Below are 22,882 nucleotides of genomic sequence, written 5' to 3' on the forward strand. Positions count from 1 at the left end.
ACCTACGCGTCCACGCCCTTCTCCGCCTTGCGCTTCCTGCGCCCGCCGTCCTTAGGCGCGGTCGCCGAGTCCGGCGCGTACCCGTAGCCGTATCCATACCCATAGCCGTAGTACGAGCTCCCACCCCGACGCACCGGGATCATGTTCATCACGACTCCGATCGCCTTGGCATCGACGTTCTCCAACCGCTCGACCGCGTGGCCGAGCTGGTCGCGGGTGGTGCGGCCGTGCCGGACGACCAGCAGCACGCCATCGGACTGGCTGCCCAGCAGCGCGGCGTCGGTGACCGGCAGCAGCGGCGGGGCGTCGATGATCACGATGTCGTACGCCGCGCGCAGGTCGGTGAGCACATCGCGCATGGCGTGCGACTGCAGGAGCTCGGACGGATTCGGAGGCACGGCGCCGCTGGTGAGCACGTCGAGTCCGCCGTGGGAATCCGGCTGGATGGCCTCGTTGATGCTGATCCGGCCGAGCAGGACGGTGGTGAGCCCGACGGCCTTCTCGAGGCCGAGGATGTCCGCAACCCGCGGACGCCGCAGGTCGCCGTCGACGAGCAGCACCTTCTGGCCGGCAGCCGCGAGGGTGAGCGCGAGGTTGACCGCGGTCGTGGTCTTGCCCTCGGTGGGGACAGAGGAGGAGACCACGAAGATCTTGTTGCCACCGTCGACGTCGACGAACTGCATGTTGGTGCGCAGTACGCGGAATGCCTCGACCCGCGGGGCGTGGGAGTCGAGGTCGGTCACCAGCGGCCGCTTCGTGGCCTGGGAGTCGAACGCGATCGTCGCCATCACCGGCGCCTCGGTCGAGTCGGCGATGTCGTCGACGGTCTTCACCGTGGTGTCGAGCAGCTCGCGCACCACGGCGAGGCCGAAGCCGAGCAGGAGACCGAGGACGACGCCGAGCCCGAGGTTGCGCACCGGCTGGGGGGACACAGGGGAGGAGTTGTAGGACGCTGAGTCGACGATGCTGACCTTGATCGGGGCCGAGTCGCGTCCCGCCGGCGTCTCCAGCTCGTCGACGAAGTCCACGAGCTCGTCGGCGTAGGCCTGCGCGATCTCCTGAGCCTGCGAGGGACGCGGATCGGTGACGCTGAGCTCGAGGATGACCGTGTCGGGGACGGCGCGTGCAGTGACCTGGCTCGCCAGTGAGTTCTCGTCGTCTGCGACACCTAGCCTGTCGGCCACCCGCTCGGTGAGTTCCCGACCGTTGACGAGGTCGGCATAGGACGTCACCCGCTGGCTGGCGAAGAGGCTTCCCTGGTAGGCCTCGTTGGTGTCGGACGGCATCGTCGAGACGAAGAGCCGCGCGGTCGAGGAGTACTGAGGGGTCGCCTGGAAGGTCAGCAGGGCCGCGGCTGCCACACACAGCACGAAGACGGCGACGATGGACTTCCATCGTCGCCGCATGATCCGCAGGTAGTCGCGGAGTTCCACAGGCTCTCCTTGGGTACGGCGCTGGTCAGCCCCCGAGCGAACGGCAGCGACCACACCCTAACGTGGGGCAGACTGTGGCCGGGAAATCGATAGATTTGGGAGCAAAGTTGTTCACCGTACCCCTCTCGTCGCCCGATACCGGGCCGCTCGAGGAGGAGTTCGTCCTCGCCGCGCTGCGCTCGGGGTGGGTCGCTCCCGCCGGACCGGACCTCACCGCCTTCGAGGAAGAAGTCGCCGGGCGCGTGGGCGTCGAGCACGCCGTCGGGCTTTCCTCCGGCACCGCTGCGCTCCACCTGGCACTCGTCTCGTGGGGGGTTGGCCCCGGCGACGTCGTGCCGGTGTCGACCTTCACCTTCGCGGCCACCGTGAACGCCATCCGATACGTGGGGGCCACGCCCTACTTCGTCGACTGCCTCGAAGAGACGGGGAACATGAACCCCGCGCTCCTCGAGCAGGCCCTAACGGGTCTGAAGTCCGAGGGCGCCAGCGTCCCGGCGATCGTCCCGGTGGACATGCTGGGCAAGTGCGTCGACTACGACGCGATCAGCGCGATCGCCGAGTCGGCGGGTGCGCGGCTTCTCTGCGACGCGGCCGAATCCTTCGGTGCAACCTATCGGGGACGTCTCGCGGGAGCGTTTGGGGACGCCTCCGTGATCTCCTTCAACGGCAACAAGATCATGACGACGTCCGGCGGCGGGATGCTGCTGACGAACGACGGTGACCTCGCCGCGCACGTCCGCAAGCTGTCCACCCAGGCGCGTGAGCCCGTGCCGCATTACGAGCACACCGAGATCGGCTACAACTACCGGCTCTCCAACATCCTGGCGGCGCTAGGTCGCGCCCAGCTCCGCCGGCTCGATGACATGGTCAAGCGGCGCCGGCAGTGGCGCGAGCGGTACCGCGAAGCCCTCGCCGGTCAACCCGGGGTCGAGATCCTGGGCGGAGCCGCCGACGCCGAAGACAACTGCTGGCTGACCGCGATCCTCGTCGATCCAGCCCTGTCGCCGTGGTCCGCGGGCGATCTCGGCGCGGCGCTAGGCGCAGCTGGGATCGAGACGCGACCGGTGTGGAAGCCGATGCATCTCCAGCCCACCTGTGCCGGTTTCGCCGGCAGTCTGGACGGGTCGTCCGAACGACTCTTCGCGCACGGTCTCACCCTGCCGAGCGGCTCAGCACTCGCGGACGAGGCCTTCGACCGTGTGATCGCTGAGATCAAGGAGGTGACCGACTGATGCGGCCGTATGACTTCGTCAAGCGGACGATAGACGCGACGGTGGGTTCGCTCGCCCTCCTGGCCTCCCTACCGATGCAGGCGGTCATCGGTCTCCTTATCAAGCGCCGGCTCGGCTCGCCGGTCCTCTTCCGCCAGGAACGGCCAGGGAAGGACGGTGAGATCTTCGAGTTGGTCAAGTTCCGGACCATGCTCGACGTCGATGAGGAGGCCGGGCGGGTCAGCGATGCGCAACGCATGACCCCACTCGGCTCGCTCCTGCGTGCGACGAGCTTGGATGAACTTCCGACCCTGTGGAACGTCATCAAAGGCGACATGAGCCTTGTCGGCCCCAGGCCCTTGTTGGTGCGCTATCTGGACCGGTACACCCCGGAGCAGGCCCGACGCCACGAAGTGCGCCCCGGCATTACCGGGCTGGCACAGGTAAGCGGACGCAACGCAATCTCTTGGGACGACAAGTTCGCGAAGGATGTCGAGTACGTCGACGACCGTTCGCTACTTCTCGACTTGAGGATCGTCCTCATGACGATCGCCAAGGTCGTGAAGCGGGACGGGATCGCAGCTGACGGCGACGTGACCATGCCTGAGTTCATGGGGAATTCGCATGCCTGATCCTCTGGTGATCCTCGGCGCCGGCGGGTTTGGCCGAGAGACTGCTGATGTCGTGGAGGCGGTCAACCGTGCTGCGAATGAGCCGCGCTGGAGCCTCCTCGGGGTCGTGGATGACTCCCCTTCGACCGAGAATCTCAAGCGGCTGGAGGGCCGGGGAATCCCATACCTGGGAACTACGGAGGGCGTCCTGAGTCGTGCCGATCGTCCGGGGTACGTCGTTGGCGTGGGCAATCCCCGCGTCCGCCGAATGCTCGCTGACCGCATGGACGAGGCGGGTTTTCGGGCGGCAACCCTCGTCCACCCGGATGCCACTATCGGCTCCGGGTGCAGTTTGGGGGAGGGCACCGTGATTCTGGCCGGAGCACGACTCACCACCAACATCCGTCTCGGGCGTCACGTCCACCTCAATCCCAACGTCACCGTTGGTCACGACAGCGTGCTGGCTAGTTTCGTCAGCATGAATCCTGCCGCGTCGGTCTCGGGCGACTGTCACGTCGGGGAAGGTGCCCTGATCGGCGTGGGCGCAGTGGTGCTTAATCGGTTGACTGTCGGAGCCGGTGCCCTGGTGGGCGGGAGCGCTTGCGTGGTGCGTGACGTCCCCCCCGGGGCTGTTGTCAAGGGCGTGCCGGCGCGATGACGAAACTCGCGTTCGTGTGCCAGTGGTTTCCGCCGGAGCCGATTGAGATTCCGCGCAACATCGCGCTCTCCCTCGGCTCATGCGGGCACGAGGTGTCGGTGTTGACGGGGGTGCCCAACTACCCGACCGGCCGGGTAGCAGAGGGACACCGCGCGCTCGAACTGCGCATGGAGGAGATCGACGGCCTGCCCGTGCGTCGGACTCCCCTGTACCCGAGCCATGACTCAGGCGCTCTCGGACGTATTGCCAATTACGTCTCTTGGGCAGTCAGTTCAGCCCTGTTCGGTCAGCGCATGTTGCGGGCTGCCGAGGCGACGCTGGTGTACTCCTCGCCAGCTACGGCAGCGCTCCCGGCCATGGTGGCGCGTCGATTATGGGGCACCCCGTATGTGCTACTGATTCAGGACGTATGGCCAGATTCAGTTCTGTCCTCCGGCTTCATCCCGGGTGCGATGGGTCGCGTCGTGCACCGGATCATCGATGCCTTCGTTCGGCGTGCGTACGCATGGTCCGATCACGTCGCGGTGATCTCCCCAGGCATGGTCGACCTGCTCACCGCACGAGGCGTCCCACGCGAGAAACTGTCGGTCGTGCACAACTGGGTGCCCGAGGAGGACCAAGCGGGGGCAGCGACGTGTGCCGGTGACACACACATTTCCCTGGCGGATCGTGTCGGCGCATCCGCGGATGACCGCCTCTTCCTGTACGCCGGCAACCATGGTCGCGCCCAGGCCCTGGACGGGGTTGTGCGGGCGTTTCTTGACGACCGAACCGCCCCCGCGCAACTGGTACTTGTCGGGGACGGCGTCACCAAGAAGCAGTTGGTCAAGCTGGCAGGCAACCACCCGCGCGTGCACTTCCTCGCGCCTGTCGACCGGGCCGAGGCTGGTCGGCTCCTAGAGGACGCTGATGTCTCGGTGGTAGCCCTGGCGGACGAGCCCCTCTTTGCAGTGACGATGCCGAGCAAGGTGCAGTCGGGCCTGGCCAGCGCCCGGCCAATGCTGGTGGTTGCCCGCGGTGACGCTGCGTCGGTCGTCATAGAAGCGGATGCCGGGGCGGCGGCGCCTCCTGGGGACATCGACGCCATCGTCGAGGCGGTGCGCACGCTCTTGGCGGCGACTCCGGACGAATTGACGGCGATGGGATCGCGGGGGCGTGACCTCTACCGGTCGTCGATGGCCCGTGCTGTCGGTGCCGCTCGGCTCTCAGACCTGCTCGATAGTGCCGCCCAGCGGCGAGGCAGTCGCGGTGGACATACGGCCCCGACTCATCCCGAAAGGAAGCGCTCGTGAGCGATCCCCATGGCCCCATCCTCGTCACCGGAGGCACTGGGTCGTTCGGCTCCACGATGGTGCGCCGTTTGCTCCAGAGCGATGTCGCAGAGATCCGCATCTTCAGCCGCGACGAAGCCAAACAGGACACCATGCGTCGCCAATTAGCGGACAGTCGCGTCCGCTTTTATGTGGGCGACGTCCGCGACTTCCGAGGTGTCGAGGATGCCGTGCACGGGGTGCAACATATCTTCCATGCCGCGGCCCTCAAGCAGGTCCCGAGTTGCGAGTTCTTTCCGCAGCAGGCCGTAATGACCAACGTCCACGGAAGCGACAACGTCATCCGCGCCGCCGAGCGTGCCGGTGTGAAGTCGGTGGTGTGCCTCAGCACCGACAAGGCCGTCTACCCGGTCAACGCGATGGGAATCTCCAAAGCGATGATGGAGAAGGTCGCTCAGTCCTACGCTCGGAACTGGTCAGACACAGGCACGACCGTCTCGGTCACCCGCTACGGCAACGTCATGTACAGCCGCGGGTCAGTGATCCCGGTCTTCGTTCAGCAGCTGCGTGAAGGCAAGCCGCTGACGCTGACAGACCCCGACATGACACGCTTCCTGATGTCGCTCGAGGATTCGGTCGACCTGGTCCAGTACGCCTTCGACAACGCACGGCCGGGTGACATCTTTGTCAGGAAAGCGCCGGCTTCAACAATCCGCGATCTGGCGCTAGCGGTGGCGTCGCTGTTCGGCAATGACAACCCCGACATTCGCGTCATCGGTACCCGCCACGGGGAGAAGCTGTACGAGTCGCTGCTGGGTCGTGAGGAGCGCCAGAAGGCGGAGGACCGAGGTGACTACTATGCGGTGCCGCTCGATGCGCGCGGCCTGGAGTACGAGCTCTTCTTCGACGAGGGAGACGCCGACCTCCCCGACGAGGACTACCACTCGCACAACACCGAGCGCCTCGATGTCGAAGGCGTTAAGCGCCTGCTTCTGACGCTTCCGGAGATCCGCCACGAGCTCAGGGTGGCCGGCATCGACCCGGAGAAGGCGCTGTGACCGCGGCGCGGCGCATCGCCATCACCGGCGGCTTCGGCTTCCTCGGTTGGCACACCGCGTGCCGGCTCCGGGCTATGCACCAGGTTGAGCCCGTGCGCCTGGGGCGCGACGACTTCGCCGAACCTGCCCGCCTCGCCGAGGCACTCCGCCGTGTGGACGCGGTGATCCACATCGCTGGCGTTAACCGTGCAGAGTCCGACGAGGCTGTTGAGCAGGGCAATGTCCACCTGGCGACTGCGCTGGCGGCTGCGATGCGCAAGGTTGGCAAGCCCTTCGATGTGGTCTTCGCCAACTCGATCCAAGCGAAACTGGACAACCCCTACGGTCGCGGCAAAGCCAACGCGGCGCAGGTTCTCAAGGAGGCCGCCGCCGAGATGGGCGGTCACTTTGCCGACCTGCTCCTGCCCAATCTGTTCGGCGAGCACGGACGCCCCGGCTACAACTCGTTCGTGGCCACCTTCGCCCACGAGGTCGCCGCCGGCCGGGTGCCCACCGTCGCCGGAGACCGGGAGATCCAACTTCTCCATGCTCAGGATGCGGCCGCCGCACTGATCGAGGCGCTTGGCAGGGACGTCTCCGAAGTTGTGCCGGCCGAGGCGACCGGCATCGGCGAGGTGCTGCGGTTCTTCCTCGAGACGCACGAGTTGTACGCGACCCGCGGCGAGGTGCCCGACATCGCGACGCCAATGCGTCGCAATCTCTTCAACACCTATCGTGCCGCTGCCTTCCCGGAGATGTGGCCGATCTTTCCGCAGGTGCACGGTGACAACCGCGGCGATCTCTACGAGACGGTTCGCGCGCACGGAGGCACAGGCATGGCGTTCATGTCGACGACACTGCCCGGCCAGAAGCGTGGGGAGCACTACCACCTGCACAAGGTGGAGAGGTTCTTCGTGGTCAAGGGGGAGGCCGAGATCGAGCTCCGCCGCTTGCTGCACGACGAAGTCGTGACCTTCCGCCTGAGTGGCGACGAGCCGTCGTTCGTCGACATGCCTGCCCTGTGGGTGCACAACATCCGTAACGTGGGGGACACGGAGTTGATGACGATGTTCTGGGCGGACCAACTGCTCGACCTGGACCACCCGGATCAGTTCCCCGAGACGATTGCTCAGGAGACAACCGCATGAAGGTCATGACCGTGGTCGGCACCCGCCCGGAGATCATCCGGCTCGCCGCTGTGATGAAGCGGCTCGACAGCACCCCGGGCATTGAGCACGTCCTCGTCCACACGGGTCAGAACTATGACTACTCGCTCAATCAAGTCTTCTTCGACGACCTGGGACTGCGCGCTCCGGACCACTACATGGGCGTCGACACCTCAAGCCTGGGCGCGGTGCTCGGCGGAGTTCTGGTCGGCGCGGAAAAGGTGATTTCGAAGGAGAACCCCGACGCGATGCTCGTCCTGGGCGACACCAACTCCTGCGTGGCGACCTTAATGGGCAAGCGGATGCGCGTCCCGACTTATCACATGGAGGCCGGCAACCGCTGCTTCGACGAGAACGTCCCTGAGGAGACTAACCGTCGCCTTGTCGACCACGTCGCCGACTTCAATTTGGCCTACACCGAGCACGCGCGCCGAAACCTACTCGCTGAGGGCATCCACCCGCGCCGCGTTCTGGTCACGGGATCGCCGATGCGGGAAGTGTTGGACGAGTTCCGGCAAGAAATCGAAAGATCCGACGCGCCCGATCGCCTCGGACTCTCTCGAGGAGGCTATTTTCTGGTCAGCGCCCACCGCGAGGAGAATGTGGATTTTCCCGAGCGCCTGGAGAGGCTACTCGAGTGCCTCGTGGCCGTGCGCGACGAATTTGGCAAACGTGTCGTGGTGTCAACTCATCCGCGCACTCGAAAGCGTCTCGCAGAGCTTGACACTGCGCTCGACCTGAGAGATATCCATTTTATGGAGCCGTTCGGCTTTCACGATTACAATAAGCTGCAGCTTGGTGCTGCCTGTGTCCTGTCGGATTCCGGCACCATCGCCGAAGAGTCGGCCATCCTGGGTTTCCGGGCTATCACGCTGCGCGACTCGATCGAGCGTCCAGAGGCTCTGGACGTTGGCGCCATTGTCATGACTGGCCTCGATGCACATGACGTTGTACGAGGTATCAAGATCGCGCTTGCCGACAATTTGGATGATAGGTCGCTTCCGGCTGATTATACGATCCGTGATACCTCGCGACGAGTAGTGAACTTCATTAACTCTACCGTAAATCGCCATCACGCTTGGGCTGGTATTAGGAGGTGACACGCCGAGGTGGTCCCGTGCAGGTAGAGCCCGGTGGGCATAGGCCTGCTAACGGCGCCCCGCCCAGCCACTTGCGGATCATCGCGTATCTGTACCTCGCTTCGGTCCCTTTCGAGATCGACATCGTCTTGGCCGGACGGTCCCTGACCTTTTGGATAGGGGCTCTCCTGGCCGGTGCTGTCGGTCTAAACCTCGCTTTTTCGCCAAGATGGGCTGCGGGAATCGATCGTCACGTAACTATTCCTGTTCTTTCCGTAGTCGTGCTTGCGTGGCTCTCGGTAGTGTGGTCGATAGACACGGGTCGAACCGTGCATGCCGCTACGGTCCTGACTTTCGTAGCGCTAAGTTCCCTTGCCGCTGCGCTTGCAATTTCTGGGACATTTCGGACGGCTGTCATGGCACTGCTGGCTGGAACCTCGATAATGTCGGTGAGGGTGCTAGCGGCAGATCGGGACATCGATGGACGAGCAGATACCGTCAGCAATGCCAACGACATAGCTGTACTGCTCGCGTTGGCCGTGGTGTTCCTTGTCTCCCAATTATTGCGCCCGTCGACCGACGGACGCATGCGTAGCGTCTGCCTGGTTGCCGCCCTTGTTCACTTGGGTGCGCTGGTTGCGACAGGTTCTAGGTCAGGTGTTCTTGCGCTGGGCATAAGCGTTATCGCGCTCGTGATCGTCCAGATGGTTCGGCTGCGGTTCGGACTTCTGATCCTGAGCGCCGGCTTGGTTTCATTTCTTGCGTCCCTGACCGTGACAATTGGCGTCGACGTGCCACAGCGAGTCCTCGATATTCCTGGAGCAATACAGGGAGGTTCGCTTAATGCGCGCGAGCACTTTTGGGACGCTGCCCTAGCGGGGATCCCGAGCGCCGTCGGAACAGGGTTCGGAACCACCCCCGCATTTATGTTGCAAGCGGTCGGGATTCCGGCGGTTATGCATTCTGTCTATCTAGGGCTCGCGCTTGAACTGGGACTGCTGGGAATTGCCGTTTGGAGTTGGATGTTCGGGCGCCTTTTAATCGCCGCACGGCGCTCGCCGTGGACTCAGGAGCTCTTCTTGATGGGTGTCGTCGTGGCGGTTATGGCGACGACTCTGACGCTAGAGGCCCGGCGGCCTCTCTGGGTATACATCGCGTTGTTGGCGTCCGTGGCAATACGGAAAGGATGGCTAATGCGGATTGAGAGTCCGGTAGTGAGGGGACCGGTGCCTTGATTGTCTTGGCGCCCCGAAGGGCGATGGGCGGGATTAATTCCTGGGCGACTCAACTAGAGCGGGCTTGGCCGGGCGATGACCTCACATTTATAGACACGTCACCGCCGCACCGCAAGCCGTCACAGTCCGCCTCGGGAGGTGGCGCATTTGTAGACCTAGCGGCGGGTATCCATCGTTGGACGAAGTCACTCGTATTGGCGCGCACGACGAAACGGTCGATCTGGGCGACTGTCTCGCCGACGATTGGGTACCGCGTCCGAGATGTGCCGTTCATCGTCCTTGCGCGGCTCTTGGGGGTCCGCGTGATCGTCCAGATTCATGGTTCGCACCTGGACGGCCTCCTCGGGCGGTCGCCGGTCTCCCAACGGTGGGCCAGGCTGGGTTTACGGGCCGCAGCGGTCGTGGTTGTCCTTGACAGCGCAACAGAAGAACGCTTGGAGGAACTGGCTGGGCGTAAAATTTCCCGGCTGCCAAATTTCATGCAGACTCGTAGCCGACTCGAGGCACCGCGAGTGCATGCTGAACGTCTCTTGTACGTCGGCCGCGTTGCTCATGACAAAGGGAGCGGTGTGCTGTTGGAGATTGGCAGACTCCTGCGTGGTGGCGAACGGCTGACCGTCGCCGGCCCACTTGATCCGGCCATCGAGGCATCCTTCGCGCGGGATGCTGCGCAGCTCGGGATCCACGTCACGGGCCAGTTGGCGCCGAAAGAGGTTGAAGATCTGCTTAGAACGGCGGATGTCCTGGTCCTTCCTTCATTCCATGAGGGGTTTCCCATGGTGGTTTTGGAAGCGATGAGCGTAGGTTTGCCCGTCGTGGCATCAGACGTAGGTGCTTGTCGAGAGATGCTCGTTGATGGTCCTGAGACGGCCGCTGGTGTAGTGCTTCCAAGTCCGTCGCGCACTAGTCCTCAGGAATTCGCGCGCGCTACGATAGAGATTCTGAGAACCGGCGGTCTTTCACGCCTCTACGGAGGGCAGGAGCGGGTCGACAGCCGATACTCTCCGTCAGCGGTGATTTCGCAGATGCGCCAGCTGGGGCGAGCGGGTGGCAGCAAATGAGAGTAGCGATTCTGGGGCCATATCCCGAGCGAGAGGACATGCCAGCTGGTGGGGTCGAGGCGGCCGTCGCCAGCCTCGCACGCTCGCTCTCGGAGATCGATGGGGTGAGCCCGATCGTGATAGATCCATTTTCTGGATACTCAACTCTAGCTCCTTCGGCGGTTGAGATCGTTCGCCTACCTCAACTTCGAGCCGTAGCCGGCGCATTCACGCGGGTTCCACGCGGACTCGACGAAGCCATCGGCTCGGCAGACGCCGACGTGCTCCATGTACATCTTGGTGCTCAGTATACGCTTGCGCACCCGAGGAGCGTCCTAACGGTTCACGGATTTCCTCATCTGGAATCCTCGTTACGTCATCCCGGTGCCCGGGGCCGGTTGTCCGCCGCTGTCTTAGAAGGTCCATTCCGCCGGGGGGTTAAAGGTGCCCGACAAGTGATTGCCATCTCTGACGAGGTTGCAGACCTCGCTGAAGGGTTGGGAGTGGAATATACCCGAATTGCGAATCCGCTCCGGAAGGCGTTGTTCTCGGTCGAGCGCGCGCCGGGGAGCGACTTTCTGACGGTGGGTGATCTGATGCGTCGGAAGAACCAGCGTTTTCTCATCGACGCGTTCTTGGAGTATGCGCGTCGAGGTGGACCCGGCCGCCTGCTGGTCGCCGGTAGTGATTCAGATCCTCGCTACGCCGCGGAATGCCGTGATGCGGCAGCAGCGCTGCCGGGACGAATAGAGTTTTTGGGGCGGGTCGATGAAGCTACTCTGCTGACAATGCTCGCGCGCGCAAGGGCCTGGGTGACGACCTCCCTCCGAGAAACGTCATCAATAGCCCTCGCAGAAGCACTTGCAAGCAACTGTCCGGTCCTGTCGTTTGATGTTGGTACCGCTCGAGCTCAAGTTGACGACCGCGCGGGGATCGTTCTGCCGGTGGGCTCGTCTGTCCAAGACGTCGCGACGGCACTGGCGAGGATTGGCGATGGCACCCGGTCAACGGCGCGTTCGGCCGTTGCTGCCCAGCACCCTGACTTGGTAGCGAAGGCGACGCTTGCGGTCTATCGCACCGTACTTCGGGGTCACTAGCCCAAACGATGGGGATCAAAATGCTGCTCACTCCGCTGGGGCGGGCCTGGAAGCGGGACCCGGTCAACCTTCAAGTCGGTTGCAGAGGAATCAAGGGCCGCGAGCGGGTTCCACTGTGACCTCGGGGTCGGCGCCTGTGGGATGGCGTTCTGTGCTTACGGGGCGCGGAGGTGTCAAGGGCCAGTAGGAACTCCCTGTGCGTCAGGCTGAGGTGAGACACCACTTCTGAGTTCCTTCCCTGCACGGGGCGAGAAGCGAGACACCTGATGACCATGACGTTGGCTGATGCTGCCCAGATCGATGATGGGGTGGTGACCCCTCGAGCTGACCGTCCGAAGAGACGCACGTTCACCGCCGAGTACAAGGCCGCGATCCTGGCCGAGTACGACGCCGCCGACCGCGGCGAGCGTGGTTCGATCCTGCGCCGGGAGGGCCTGTACTCCTCTCACATCGTGGAGTGGCGCAAGGCCGCCGAGGCCGGCGCGGCATCGGCGCTCGGGCCGAAGGCTCGTGAGCGCCGTGACCGGGAGGTCGAGCAGCTCCGCATCCGCGCGGAGAGGGCCGAGGCCGAGCTCGCCCGGACGAGGGCTGCGCTGGACATCGTGGGAAAAGCACACGCGCTCTTGGAGACGCTCTCCGAGAGCACGGGCACGGCGAAGCCGCCGAAGCGGTGATCAACCCCGCCGTCGACGACCTCGCTCAGCAGGTCAACGTGAAGCGGGCGTGCGAGCTGCTGGGCCGACCCCGCGGCAGCCACTACCGCGCCAAGCGGCCCCGGATGCACGGCCCGGCACCGAAGCGACCGACACCACCGAACGCGCTCGCCGCGGACGAGCAGACGCAGGTGCTCGGCGTGTTGACCAGCGAGCGGTTCTGCGACAAGTCGGTGGCGCAGACCTGGGCCACGTTGCTCGACGAAGGCACCTACCTGTGCTCGATGTCCACGATGCACCGGCTGCTGCGTGCCTGCGACGCCGCCGGTGAGCGGCGCCGCCAAGCCACCCATCCGGCGAAGAAGAAGCCCGAGCTGCTGGCCACCGGTCCCGGGCAGGTGTGGTCGTGGGACATCACCAAGCTCCGCGGCCCCTGCCGCGGGATCTGGTTCCAGCTCTACGTGGTGCTCGACATCTTCTCCCGCTACGTCGTCGCCTGGACCGTCCAGACGGTGGAGGACTCCGAGATCGCCAAGACGATGCTCGAAGAAGCGATGGGCGTGCACGGCATCCCCGAGGCCGTCCATGCCGACCGGGGCACCTCGATGACGTCCAAACCGGTCGCCCAGCTGCTGCTCGATCTGGGCGTGGACCGGTCTCATTCCCGGCCGCGGGTGAGCAACGACAACCCGTTCAGCGAGGCGGCGTTCAAGACGCTGAAGTACGCGCCCGTCTTCCCCGAGGCGTTCGGGTCGCTGACCGACGCCCGCGCGTTCTGCGAGGCGTTCTTCGGCTACTACAACCACGAGCACCGCCACTCCGGGATCGGCCTGCACACCCCCGCATCGGTGCACCACGGCACCGCGAGCGAGATCCGCGCCTACCGCCAGGCCACCCTCGACGCAGCGCACGCCGCCCACCCCGAACGGTTCGGCAACCGCCGACCCCAGGCACCGGCGCTGCCCAAGGCCGCCTGGATCAACCAGCCATCACCGGAGGCCCTCATACAGACCGCGTAACGAGACGTGTCTCAACCTGCTTGACACCTTCCGCTGCCCAGTGGCGGTCATGAGACCTGCCCGCTGACGGTCACGAGATCTGCCCGATGGTGGCGATGGGATCTGCCCAGGAGGGGCTGGTGGCCACCACCGACCAGGGTGGTCAGGCCAACGGGTTCACCCCCTGGCCGGCGAGGGCTTGGGTGAGGCGGACGGAGTCACCGCTGGTCTGGCCCGAGTTGCACAGATTTAGGGCTCATCCGAATCGAGGGTGTAGTTGTGGTCTGAAGCCTCCAGTCTCGAGCAGTGATCTGGCGATGTAGTTGGTCAGGTTGCGGAATCCGACCTGACTTGCACAGGTCGGGCCTGATTTCGGGGCCGGCCGCGCGTTTGTGCTGGTCAGGACGGTGGAGGTCGGCGCGGTGGCACACTAAACGGGCTCTTCTTACTTGAGGTGGGGGCTGGTGAGTCCGCCGCCGATGAGCAGCATGCGTAGTCGGTAGTTGTCGCGGTTGCGGAACCCGCGGGCGACGCGGCGGTGCAGCTCGATCAGTCCGTTGACCGCTTCGGTGCCGCCGTTGTTCGAGCGGCCAGTGTCGAAGTAGGCCAGGAACGCGGTGCGCCAGCGCTTCAGGGTGCGGCCCAGCCGGGCGATCTCCGGGACGGGGCAGGTCGGGAACGTCTCGATGATCTTGGTGGCGATCTTCTTGCCCTCGGCGGTGTCGCGGTGGCGGTAGGCCGAGCGCAACTGTTGGGCGCAGGACCAGGCGAGGTAGACCTGCAGGTGGGCCTCGTTGGCGGCGATCGCGTTCTCGAAGCGGGTCCACTGCTTGTCGGTGAGCTTCTCGGCCCCGGCGCGAAGAAGCTTCGAGATGCCGTAGAGCGGGTCGCCCTTGCGACCACGGTGGCCCAGGGTCTCTTGCTGGACCCGGCGCCGGCACTCATCGACCGCGTTGGTGCCGAGCTTGACGATGTGGAAGGCGTCGAGGACCGCGACGGCGTCTTGGAGCTTGTCGTCGATCGCCGTCTTGTAGCCCTGGAACGGGTCCAAGGCGGCGACCTTCACGCCCGCCCGGAAGCCCTCGCCACGTTCGTCGAGCCAGTCGGCGTAGGCCTTCCCCGACCGGCCCGGGACCAGGTCCAGCAGCCTGGCGCGGACGCGTCCTTGCTGGTCACGGGTCAGATCGACCATCCCGGTCAGCTCTTTCGGTCCCCGGCCGCCGTCGGTGATGGGCTTGGTGGAGACGTGGTGCCAGATGTGCTCATCGACCCCGAGGGTGGCGACGTCGGCGAAGCGATCCTCATCGGCGGCCATCTGTTCGAGCAGCGGCTTGATCGAGCGCCACACGGTGCGCCACGTCGTGCCGAGCTGGCGAGCCAGACCGGCCACGGACGCGTGCTCACGACGCAGCTGGGCGATGGCCCACCAACACGCCCGCGTGGTCAGCAGCGCACGCGGAGCGGCGAGCTGTGCGTGCTGCTCGGTGAACCCCCCGACCTCGCAGGTGGGCTCGGCGCAGCGCCAGGTGCGCTTGCGCCAGATCAGCTGGACCGGGCGGCCGAAGCAGGGCACGTCGACCAGGACCACGTCGCGGCGACCGCGGCTGTGGGTGATGACTCCGCAGACCCGGCAGCCCATCGGCGAGGGTGCGGACTCCACCACGACACGCAGCCGCTCACCGCGCTCGGCGACCTCGAGGACGTGGAAGCCCTCGAGCCCGACGAGCAGATCACAGCGCTGGCAGTAGGAGGGATCAGGACATGAACGCGCGCGGGAACACGCCGTAGGCTCGGACACCGTCGAGGCCTTCCGGTTGGGCAGCTTGGTCGCTCCCGATCTTGGAAGGCCTCGACCCCTTCTGCCCTCAGCTCACCGCCGCGAGTCGCTCACACCCACCGCAGGTACGAAGAGCCCGATATGCATCCATGGTGGAAGCCATACTCAGCCGCGATCCGTCGGTCACGGTGAAGTTGCTGGGATTCCAGGATCGTTTCGTGCGCGACGACTTGCTGTGCGAAGAACTGATGGTGCGGCTGGGAAAAGACGGAGCTCGTCGAGTTCAGAATTGTTCTTATCGAGGAGATATCGACGTATTGTTACGAGACTTCGCCAGTTGTTCGCGCGTCCTTGCGGTGCGCTTCCATTCTGGTATCCTGGCCCTAGGCCTCGGCCTGCCGATGGTGCAAATTGTCTACTCCAATAAGATCGAAGAGTTTCTCCAAGATGCTGGGTGGCAGGGGCTTCTGGTGCCGCTCCAGGGCCTCGCCACGATTGAAGATGCGCCATTAATCGACGCGCTGTTTGCAGCTCCGGGCGCAGAGTACTTGCCGCCTGAGGCACGCGCTCACGCAGCAGGCCTCCGACCATAGTCGCTGCTTATCCCAAGCGGAGGCGACACTGAAGGATGAAGCGCAAGTCCATGGCCACCCGGGCAGAGCGCCTCTAATATGCCAGCTGGCCGGGTCGGTGAGGTGCGGGGACCCGGCTGAGCCAGTCAGCTGCACCGGTCTAGAGAATCATCCCTGCAGCGACCGTGACGCCAGTCGCCTCGTCGATAAGAATGAAGGAACCCGTCGTCCGGTTCTTCGCGTACGGGTCGCACAGTAGTGGCACGGTGGTGCGGAGTTGAACTCGACCGATCTCGTTGAGCCCGAGTTCACCTGCGTCCTGGTCCCGGTGCAGGGTGTTGACGTCCATCCGGTACTGGACGTTCTTGACCAGCGCGCGTCCCGTGCGGGTCGTGTGCTTGATGGCGAGCTTCTGCCGCGGACGCATCGGCTCGTTGGTCATCCAGCAGACCATCGCATCGATGTCTTGACTGGGAGTCGGCGCGTTCTGCGGGCGACAGAGCATATCGCCGCGGGAGACGTCGATGTCGTCCTCGAGTCGGATGGTGACGCTCATCGGCGGGAACGCCTCGTCGATCTGGCGGTCATAGAGGTCGATGCCGGCGATCTTGGTGGTGAGGCCGCTGGGGAGCGCCATGACCTCATCGCCGGGCTTGAACACGCCGCCGGCGACCATCCCGGCGTAGCCGCGGTAGTCGTGGAACTTATCCGACTTCGGCCGGATGACGTACTGCACCGGGAAGCGGGCGTCGACCAGGTCGCGGTCGGAAGCGACGTGCACGTTCTCCAGGTGGTGCATCAGCGACTGGCCCTGATACCAGGGCATGTTCTCGCTGCGCGTGACCACGTTGTCGCCCTTGAGCGCGGAGATCGGAATGATCTCCAGGTCCGGGATCGATAGCTTGGTCGCGAACGAGGTGAACTCCTGGTGGATCCGGTCGAAAACCGCCTGGTCGTAGTCCACGAGGTCCATCTTGTTGACCGCGAGTACGAGGTGTGGCACGCGCAGCAGCGACAGCAGGACGGCGTGGCGACGGGACTGCTCGGTCAGACCCTGGCGGGCGTCGACGAGCACGAGACCCAGGTCGGCGGTCGAGGCGCCGGTGACCATGTTGCGCGTGTACTGCACGTGGCCGGGGGTGTCGGCGATGATGAATTTGCGCCGGGGCGTCGCGAAGTAGCGGTAGGCGACATCGATGGTGATGCCCTGCTCGCGCTCGGAGCGCAGGCCGTCCGTCAACAGCGAAAGATCGGTGTAGTCGAAGCCCTTCGACACGCTCGATGCCTCGACGGCCGCGAGCTGGTCCTCGAAGATCGCCTTGGAGTCGAGGAGCAGGCGCCCGATGAGCGTGGATTTCCCGTCGTCGACCGAGCCGGCGGTCGCGAAGCGGAGCATGTCCATCTGCTGGCCTTGCTGGGTGATTGCCTCGGTGGCCATCAGAAGTAGCCCTCCTTCTTCCGGTCCTCCATGGCTGCTTCGCTGAACCGGTCATCACCGCGGGTCGCGCCGCGCTCGGTGATCCGGGAGGCAGCGACCTCGTCGATGATCTCGCCGATCGTGGCTGCGCCGGACTCGACACAGCCGGTCAATGTCAGGTCGCCGACGGTGCGGAACCGCACCGTGCGCTCGCTGGCCTCCTCGCCCGGCTTGAGCGGGTTGAACTCCGACTCAGTCAGGAGCATGCCGTCGCGCTCGAAGACGCGGCGCTGGTGGGAGAAGTAGATGGAGGGGATCTCGATGCCCTCCTGGCCGATGTAGTGCCAGATGTCGAGCTCGGTCCAGTTCGACAGCGGGAAGATCCGCATGTGCTCGCCCTCATGAAGGCGACCGTTGTAGAGACTCCAGAGCTCCGGGCGCTGGTTCTTCGGGTCCCACTGACCGAAGTCGTCACGGTGGGAGTAGACGCGCTCCTTGGCGCGCGCCTTCTCCTCGTCGCGACGGCCGCCACCGAAGGCGGCGGTGAAGCCCTCCTCCTCAATGGCGTTCAGCAGGGTGCCGATCTGGAGGCGGTTGCGACTGGTCTTGCCGTCGTCGACGACCACGCCGTTCTTGATCGCCTCCTCGACAGAAGCGACGACAAGGCGCACGCCGAGGCGGTCGACCCAGTTGTCGCGGCAGGCCAGGACCTCGGGGAAGTCGTAGCCGGTGTCGACCTGAAGCACCGGGAACGGGATGCGCGCCGGGTAGAAGGCCTTCTCGGCCAGGCGCAGCATCACGATGGAGTCCTTGCCGCCGGAGAACATCAGGACCGGCTTCTCGAACTCCGCAGCGACCTCGCGGAAGATGTGGATCGACTCCGCCTCCAGCTGATCCAGCTGGCTCAGGCGGTAGTCCGCGTGCGTGGACGTCATCAGTGCTCAGGGCCTCTCTTCGGGAGCAGCCGTCATGCTAGCCGTGGCGGTCAGGAGTGCCGAACCGTGTCCAATCTAGAACAGGTTCTATTCTTTCGTGTCCTGATCGATGCGCCAGGCGGCGGAGTTGTTGTCGAAAGCAGGAAGGCCGCGGGTCTGCCGGACGAAGCCCCAGGCGAGCGGGCCGAGGAGCAGTGCACCGGCACCGAGGATGCCGACCCACTCGGCAGGGACGCCGAGGAGCTTGAGGCCGGTGAGGCTGAGGACGATGACGATGCCGCGGCGGATGACCGATTGCGAGACCCAGCCGGCGATGCGGGCGCCGAGGAACGTGCCGGGCGTCCCACCGACGATCAGCGGAATCAGGACGGCCCAGTCGATGCCACTGACGAGCACGTGGCTGACGGCTGCGGAGAAGACAAGAGGGACGGCCTGCACGAGGTCGGTGCCGACGAGGCGGACCGCAGAAAGGGTGGGGTAGAGCAACAGCAGGGCGACCATGATGAGCGACCCGGACCCGACCGAGGTGATGCCGACCAGCAGGCCGCCTACGGCACCGACCGCGATGGTGCGCAACGGCTTCACGTCCGGATCGTCCTCTGAGAGCGTGTTGCCGGCGGTGACGTGGCGCAGCTGGAGATACATCCGCAGGGCGTAGGTCGCCGCGGTGAAGAGCAGCGCGACGCCGATGGCGTTGGCGACGAACGCCTCCTGGTCCGAGGTGGCGCCGATGGCGTCGATGATGAACGCGCCGGCGAAGGCCGTGGGGACCGAGCCGAGGACGAGGAAACCGGCGAGCCGCAGGTTGGGGGAGCCCGAGCGCCAGTGGACGGCCGCCCCCACCGATTTGTTGACCGCTGCGGCGACCAGGTCGTTGGCGACCGCCGTCGTCGGCGGGATGCCGAGGAAGATCAGCGCTGGGGTCATGAGAGCGCCGCCACCCATGCCCGTCAGGCCGACGACGATGCCGACGCCGAAGCTGACGAGGAACAGGGCCAGGGCTGCGCCGGTGAGGAGGTCGTCCACCGGGGCAGCGTAGTGGTCTCGACCCTTCGACTCCGCTCAGGACATCGCTCCGCTCGACCGCCCATGCGACTGCTCGACCGACCAATGCGGTCTCGATACACCGCCTCGGGTAACCCCTCGGCGGCACTCGACCACCAATGAGCGGCACTCGACCAGCAAGTTTGTATCGACTGCCCGGCGGCGGTGGCGCTACCATGCCGGAACGGTGCCGCCCCCTCCAACGGTGCCGCAGGAGGACGACCATGTCGACAGTCCAGCCCCTGTCGAGGTTCATGATCGCGCTGGCGCTCGCTGCCGGCGCCTGGATCTTCGCTCTTTCCGCGCCCGCTGTCGCGGACGACGCCTACGAGGCGCAGGCCGAGACGTCGTGTGACGCCGGCTCGTTGCGCGGCTCCGCCGTACGTCAGGGCGAGTCGGTGCAGGTGAGCGTGAGCTCGGACGCCGGGTCACCGCGCGGCGAGGTCGAGGTGGCTCTTGGGTCGTTCGAGCGGCGGATGCAGCTGCGCGACGGTTCGGCGAGCTTCACCATCCCGCGGTCGCTCGAGCCGGGGCGTTATGACTTCAGCCTGCGGTTCTTTCCGGCCGCCGGCTCCGACTTCAAGCCGTGCAACGCCGGTGTCGACGGGGTGAACGTCCGAGCAGGTGGTGACGTGGATGAGAACGTCGAGCAGGTCGATGACACCGTGGTCGGGGGCGACAACGCCGCAGGCGGGCTCGGCAACACCGGTGGGTTCTCGTTGTGGATCCTGCTGGTTGCGCTCGCCGTAGTTGGCGTGGGGGTTGCGCTGGTCGTGCGGGGGCGTCGGCTGACCTGAGGGGGTGGTTTTCGGGCTCTTCTTACTTGAGGTGGGGGCTGGTGAGTCCGCCGCCGATGAGCAGCATGCGTAGTCGGTAGTTGTCGCGGTTGCGGAACCCGCGGGCGACGCGGCGGTGCAGCTCGATCAGTCCGTTGACCGCTTCGGTGCCGCCGTTGTTCGAGCGGCCAGTGTCGAAGTAGGCCAGGAACGCGGTGCGCCAGCGCTTCAGGGTGCGGCCCAGCCGGGCGATCTCCGGGACGGGGCAGGTCGGGAACGTCTCGATGATCTTGGTGGCGATCTTCTTGCCCTCGGCGGTGTCGCGGTGGCGGTAGGCCGAGCGCAACTGTTGGGCGCAGGACCAGGCGAGGTAGACCTGCAGGTGGGCCTCGTTGGCGGCGATCGCGTTCTCGAAGCGGGTCCACTGCTTGTCGGTGAGCTTCTCGGCCCCGGCGCGAAGAAGCTTCGAGATGCCGTAGAGCGGGTCGCCCTTGCGACCACGGTGGCCCAGGGTCTCTTGCTGGACCCGGCGCCGGCACTCATCGACCGCGTTGGTGCCGAGCTTGACGATGTGGAAGGCGTCGAGGACCGCGACGGCGTCTTGGAGCTTGTCGTCGATCGCCGTCTTGTAGCCCTGGAACGGGTCCAAGGCGGCGACCTTCACGCCCGCCCGGAAGCCCTCGCCACGTTCGTCGAGCCAGTCGGCGTAGGCCTTCCCCGACCGGCCCGGGACCAGGTCCAGCAGCCTGGCGCGGACGCGTCCTTGCTGGTCACGGGTCAGATCGACCATCCCGGTCAGCTCTTTCGGTCCCCGGCCGCCGTCGGTGATGGGCTTGGTGGAGACGTGGTGCCAGATGTGCTCATCGACCCCGAGGGTGGCGACGTCGGCGAAGCGATCCTCATCGGCGGCCATCTGTTCGAGCAGCGGCTTGATCGAGCGCCACACGGTGCGCCACGTCGTGCCGAGCTGGCGAGCCAGACCGGCCACGGACGCGTGCTCACGACGCAGCTGGGCGATGGCCCACCAACACGCCCGCGTGGTCAGCAGCGCACGCGGAGCGGCGAGCTGTGCGTGCTGCTCGGTGAACCCCCCGACCTCGCAGGTGGGCTCGGCGCAGCGCCAGGTGCGCTTGCGCCAGATCAGCTGGACCGGGCGGCCGAAGCAGGGCACGTCGACCAGGACCACGTCGCGGCGACCGCGGCTGTGGGTGATGACTCCGCAGACCCGGCAGCCCATCGGCGAGGGTGCGGACTCCACCACGACACGCAGCCGCTCACCGCGCTCGGCGACCTCGAGGACGTGGAAGCCCTCGAGCCCGACGAGCAGATCACAGCGCTGGCAGTAGGAGGGATCAGGACATGAACGCGCGCGGGAACACGCCGTAGGCTCGGACACCGTCGAGGCCTTCCGGTTGGGCAGCTTGGTCGCTCCCGATCTTGGAAGGCCTCGACCCCTTCTGCCCTCAGCTCACCGCCGCGAGTCGCTCACACCCACCGCAGGTACGAAGAGCCGGTTTTCGATACACCCGCTCGGGTAGCCACTCGCGGGCACTCAACCAGCCAAACGCGCTCGGGGATCTCGATACACCGGGCTCGGCTATCGCCTCGCCCGGCACTCGATCAGCGAGTGGTCTCGACTTCGCTCGACCGACTACGAGAGGTAGGGGTCGAGGAGGTCGAGGACTTCCTGGAGGCAGTCGTCGAGGGCGCGGCCGGTTGTATCGATCACCAGGTCGGCGTCGGTGGGCTCCTCGTAGGGCGAGGAGATGCCGGTGAACTCCGGGATCTCGCCGGCGCGGGCCTTGGCGTAGAGGCCCTTCTTGTCGCGGCGCTCGCACTCCTCCAGCGGGGTGGCGACGTGGATGAGGACGAAGTCGCCGCCGGCGTCCTCGACGAACTGGCGCACCTGCTGGCGGGTCTGGTCGAAGGGGGCGATGGGGGAGCAGATCGCCATGCCGCCGTGGCGGGCGATCTCGGCGGCTACCCAGCCGATGCGGCGGATGTTGGTCTCGCGGTCCTCCTTGGAGAAGGTGAGGCCGGCCGAGAGGTTGCGGCGGACGATGTCGCCGTCGAGGCTCGTCACGCTCCGGGCGCCGGACTCGAGCACGACGTCGGTGAGGGCGCGGGCGATCGTAGACTTGCCGCTCCCCGAGAGGCCGGTGAAGAAAACGACCACCCCTCGGCTCGCCTCGGGCTGCTCCGTGGACTCTGCGTCGTCCGCGGGAGTCGGGAGCGCCAGGATCTCGCCGGGGGCGTAGGCGGCGACGACCGTCGTGCCGAGGGCGTGATCTGCCTCCGCATCGCCGTGCGACGCGAGCGGAACCGCGACCACCGCGGCCGACAACTGTTCAGCGGCCGACAAGGTTGAGCGGATCAAGCCGATCGGGTCTGTGTCGACCGGCGTGCCGACGCCCGCGAGTGCGAGCAGGGCCACCGGTCGTCCGGCGGCGCGGTCGCGAATGGCCTCGATCTCGCCGCTGGTGAGCGGGGCGGTGACCGGGACCGTGACGGCGTCCGGGTGCTGCGCGGCAACCTCGACGGGGGTGAGGTAGAGCCGGCGGAACGGACCGACCTCGTTGCGGGCAAGGGTCTCGACCGAGCCAACGATGCCGGTGCCCGCAGGCGCGGGGTAGGTGGATTCGACCGTTACCCGAGCGATTGGCGTGCCCTCTGGCTCGACCAGCTCGAGGGTGCCGGCCTCGACCGCGGCGACGCCGACGGCGTCGGGGACGACCAGTGTGAGGACGCCGTCGGCCGACTCGAACCGGGCGGGCGCGAGCGCGCCGACCGCGAAGAGCTCCAGGTCGTCGAGCTCGCGGGCGGAGGGGCAGTGCTGCGGGAGGCTCACGCGCAGAGTGTGGCAGGGTCGAAG

21 protein-coding genes are annotated in these 22,882 nt (G+C 65.9%); 14 read left to right on the forward strand and 7 right to left on the reverse strand.

Translation table 11 applies throughout. The annotated features are described in order from the left end of the window. Nucleotides 1-2: 2 nt before the first annotated feature. Nucleotides 3-1,433 (reverse strand): tyrosine-protein kinase domain-containing protein, encoded by a 1,431-nt coding sequence (locus J2S59_RS07900; protein ID WP_068117859.1) that lies wholly within the window; start codon nucleotides 1,431-1,433, stop codon nucleotides 3-5. A 74-nt stretch (nucleotides 1,434-1,507) separates the two neighbouring features. Here J2S59_RS07900 and J2S59_RS07905 point away from each other — a divergent pair, with 74 nt between their 5' ends. The 12 genes from J2S59_RS07905 to J2S59_RS07955 all read left to right on the forward strand — a co-directional run bounded on the left by J2S59_RS07905 (nucleotide 1,508) and on the right by J2S59_RS07955 (nucleotide 13,510). Next, nucleotides 1,508-2,665, forward strand: a complete 1,158-nt coding sequence (locus J2S59_RS07905; RefSeq protein ID WP_220138319.1) for a DegT/DnrJ/EryC1/StrS family aminotransferase — start codon at nucleotides 1,508-1,510, stop codon at nucleotides 2,663-2,665. Then, entirely contained in the window at nucleotides 2,665-3,276 is a 612-nt protein-coding gene (locus tag J2S59_RS07910; RefSeq protein ID WP_068117864.1) for a sugar transferase, read from the forward strand. Before J2S59_RS07905 ends, J2S59_RS07910 begins: the two co-directional genes overlap by 1 nt. Further along, complete coding sequence (locus J2S59_RS07915; protein ID WP_306824992.1) at nucleotides 3,269-3,913, forward strand: acetyltransferase; 645 nt, start codon at nucleotides 3,269-3,271, stop codon at nucleotides 3,911-3,913. The genes J2S59_RS07910 and J2S59_RS07915 overlap by 8 nt, the downstream gene beginning before the upstream one ends. Then, nucleotides 3,910-5,205, forward strand: a complete 1,296-nt coding sequence (locus J2S59_RS07920; RefSeq protein ID WP_068123094.1) for a glycosyltransferase family 4 protein — start codon at nucleotides 3,910-3,912, stop codon at nucleotides 5,203-5,205. Before J2S59_RS07915 ends, J2S59_RS07920 begins: the two co-directional genes overlap by 4 nt. Next, on the forward strand, nucleotides 5,202-6,242 hold the full coding sequence (locus J2S59_RS07925) for a polysaccharide biosynthesis protein (RefSeq protein ID WP_181642402.1): 1,041 nt from the start codon (nucleotides 5,202-5,204) through the stop codon (nucleotides 6,240-6,242). Before J2S59_RS07920 ends, J2S59_RS07925 begins: the two co-directional genes overlap by 4 nt. Next, nucleotides 6,239-7,369, forward strand: a complete 1,131-nt coding sequence (locus J2S59_RS07930; protein WP_068123097.1) for a polysaccharide biosynthesis C-terminal domain-containing protein — start codon at nucleotides 6,239-6,241, stop codon at nucleotides 7,367-7,369. Before J2S59_RS07925 ends, J2S59_RS07930 begins: the two co-directional genes overlap by 4 nt. Next, nucleotides 7,366-8,487, forward strand: coding sequence for a non-hydrolyzing UDP-N-acetylglucosamine 2-epimerase (wecB, locus tag J2S59_RS07935; RefSeq protein ID WP_068123100.1), 1,122 nt, complete (start codon nucleotides 7,366-7,368; stop codon nucleotides 8,485-8,487). The genes J2S59_RS07930 and wecB overlap by 4 nt, the downstream gene beginning before the upstream one ends. Before the next feature lie 395 nt (nucleotides 8,488-8,882). Next, a complete protein-coding gene (locus J2S59_RS07940; RefSeq protein WP_181642403.1) occupies nucleotides 8,883-9,701 on the forward strand; it encodes an O-antigen ligase family protein in 819 nt (272 codons plus the stop codon). 302 nt (nucleotides 9,702-10,003) lie between these two features. Continuing rightward, nucleotides 10,004-10,762: a glycosyltransferase family 4 protein gene (locus J2S59_RS07945; RefSeq protein ID WP_306824993.1), complete on the forward strand. Its 759-nt coding sequence runs from the start codon at nucleotides 10,004-10,006 to the stop codon at nucleotides 10,760-10,762. A gap of 38 nt (nucleotides 10,763-10,800) precedes the next feature. After that, complete coding sequence (locus tag J2S59_RS07950) at nucleotides 10,801-11,838, forward strand: glycosyltransferase family 4 protein (RefSeq protein ID WP_246360510.1); 1,038 nt, start codon at nucleotides 10,801-10,803, stop codon at nucleotides 11,836-11,838. 266 nt (nucleotides 11,839-12,104) lie between these two features. Next, entirely contained in the window at nucleotides 12,105-12,512 is a 408-nt protein-coding gene (locus tag J2S59_RS20340; RefSeq protein ID WP_181642406.1) for a transposase, read from the forward strand. 38 nt (nucleotides 12,513-12,550) lie between these two features. Next, nucleotides 12,551-13,510, forward strand: coding sequence for an IS3 family transposase (locus J2S59_RS07955; RefSeq protein ID WP_438361604.1), 960 nt, complete (start codon nucleotides 12,551-12,553; stop codon nucleotides 13,508-13,510). 424 nt (nucleotides 13,511-13,934) lie between these two features. Here the strand turns inward: J2S59_RS07955 and J2S59_RS07960 are convergent, their stop codons facing one another. Continuing rightward, on the reverse strand, nucleotides 13,935-15,287 hold the full coding sequence (locus J2S59_RS07960; protein WP_220138607.1) for an ISL3 family transposase: 1,353 nt from the start codon (nucleotides 15,285-15,287) through the stop codon (nucleotides 13,935-13,937). Between the two features lie 131 nt (nucleotides 15,288-15,418). Here J2S59_RS07960 and J2S59_RS07965 point away from each other — a divergent pair, with 131 nt between their 5' ends. Next, nucleotides 15,419-15,859, forward strand: a complete 441-nt coding sequence (locus tag J2S59_RS07965; RefSeq protein ID WP_181641668.1) for a hypothetical protein — start codon at nucleotides 15,419-15,421, stop codon at nucleotides 15,857-15,859. Between the two features lie 139 nt (nucleotides 15,860-15,998). Here the strand turns inward: J2S59_RS07965 and J2S59_RS07970 are convergent, their stop codons facing one another. From J2S59_RS07970 to J2S59_RS07980, 3 genes are all read right to left on the reverse strand, one after another. Then, on the reverse strand, nucleotides 15,999-17,276 hold the full coding sequence (locus J2S59_RS07970; protein ID WP_068118688.1) for a sulfate adenylyltransferase subunit 1: 1,278 nt from the start codon (nucleotides 17,274-17,276) through the stop codon (nucleotides 15,999-16,001). Then, nucleotides 17,276-18,190, reverse strand: coding sequence for a sulfate adenylyltransferase subunit CysD (cysD, locus tag J2S59_RS07975; RefSeq protein WP_068118679.1), 915 nt, complete (start codon nucleotides 18,188-18,190; stop codon nucleotides 17,276-17,278). Before cysD ends, J2S59_RS07970 begins: the two co-directional genes overlap by 1 nt. A gap of 87 nt (nucleotides 18,191-18,277) precedes the next feature. After that, on the reverse strand, nucleotides 18,278-19,216 hold the full coding sequence (locus tag J2S59_RS07980) for a sulfite exporter TauE/SafE family protein (protein WP_068118671.1): 939 nt from the start codon (nucleotides 19,214-19,216) through the stop codon (nucleotides 18,278-18,280). 242 nt (nucleotides 19,217-19,458) lie between these two features. Here J2S59_RS07980 and J2S59_RS07985 point away from each other — a divergent pair, with 242 nt between their 5' ends. Further along, nucleotides 19,459-20,031, forward strand: coding sequence for a hypothetical protein (locus J2S59_RS07985; protein WP_181642446.1), 573 nt, complete (start codon nucleotides 19,459-19,461; stop codon nucleotides 20,029-20,031). A 22-nt stretch (nucleotides 20,032-20,053) separates the two neighbouring features. Here J2S59_RS07985 and J2S59_RS07990 read toward each other — a convergent pair whose 3' ends face one another. Together J2S59_RS07990 and cysC are read right to left on the reverse strand one after the other, a co-directional pair. Next, nucleotides 20,054-21,406 (reverse strand): ISL3 family transposase, encoded by a 1,353-nt coding sequence (locus tag J2S59_RS07990; protein WP_220138607.1) that lies wholly within the window; start codon nucleotides 21,404-21,406, stop codon nucleotides 20,054-20,056. Nucleotides 21,407-21,661: 255 nt separating this feature from the next. Next, the gene (gene cysC, locus J2S59_RS07995) at nucleotides 21,662-22,858 is read right to left on the reverse strand and encodes an adenylyl-sulfate kinase (protein ID WP_306824994.1); all 1,197 of its coding nucleotides are present in this window, start codon (nucleotides 22,856-22,858) and stop codon (nucleotides 21,662-21,664) included. Nucleotides 22,859-22,882 lie beyond the last annotated feature (24 nt).

The organism is Nocardioides massiliensis (assembly GCF_030811215.1).
In the GTDB taxonomy this organism is placed as follows: Bacteria; Actinomycetota; Actinomycetes; order Propionibacteriales; family Nocardioidaceae; genus Nocardioides_A; species Nocardioides_A massiliensis.

Coding starts and splice junctions, on each gene's coding strand:
- J2S59_RS07910 (WP_068117864.1), top strand. CDS start 2,665: ATGCGGCCGTATGACTTCGTCAAGCGGACGATAGACGCGACGGTGGGT.
- J2S59_RS07915 (WP_306824992.1), top strand. CDS start 3,269: ATGCCTGATCCTCTGGTGATCCTCGGCGCCGGCGGGTTTGGCCGAGAG.
- J2S59_RS07920 (WP_068123094.1), top strand. CDS start 3,910: ATGACGAAACTCGCGTTCGTGTGCCAGTGGTTTCCGCCGGAGCCGATT.
- wecB (WP_068123100.1), top strand. CDS start 7,366: ATGAAGGTCATGACCGTGGTCGGCACCCGCCCGGAGATCATCCGGCTC.
- J2S59_RS07940 (WP_181642403.1), top strand. CDS start 8,883: ATGGCACTGCTGGCTGGAACCTCGATAATGTCGGTGAGGGTGCTAGCG.
- J2S59_RS07950 (WP_246360510.1), top strand. CDS start 10,801: ATGCCAGCTGGTGGGGTCGAGGCGGCCGTCGCCAGCCTCGCACGCTCG.
- J2S59_RS20340 (WP_181642406.1), top strand. CDS start 12,105: ATGACCATGACGTTGGCTGATGCTGCCCAGATCGATGATGGGGTGGTG.
- J2S59_RS07970 (WP_068118688.1), bottom strand. CDS start 17,276: ATGGCCACCGAGGCAATCACCCAGCAAGGCCAGCAGATGGACATGCTC.
- cysD (WP_068118679.1), bottom strand. CDS start 18,190: ATGACGTCCACGCACGCGGACTACCGCCTGAGCCAGCTGGATCAGCTG.
- J2S59_RS07985 (WP_181642446.1), top strand. CDS start 19,459: ATGTCGACAGTCCAGCCCCTGTCGAGGTTCATGATCGCGCTGGCGCTC.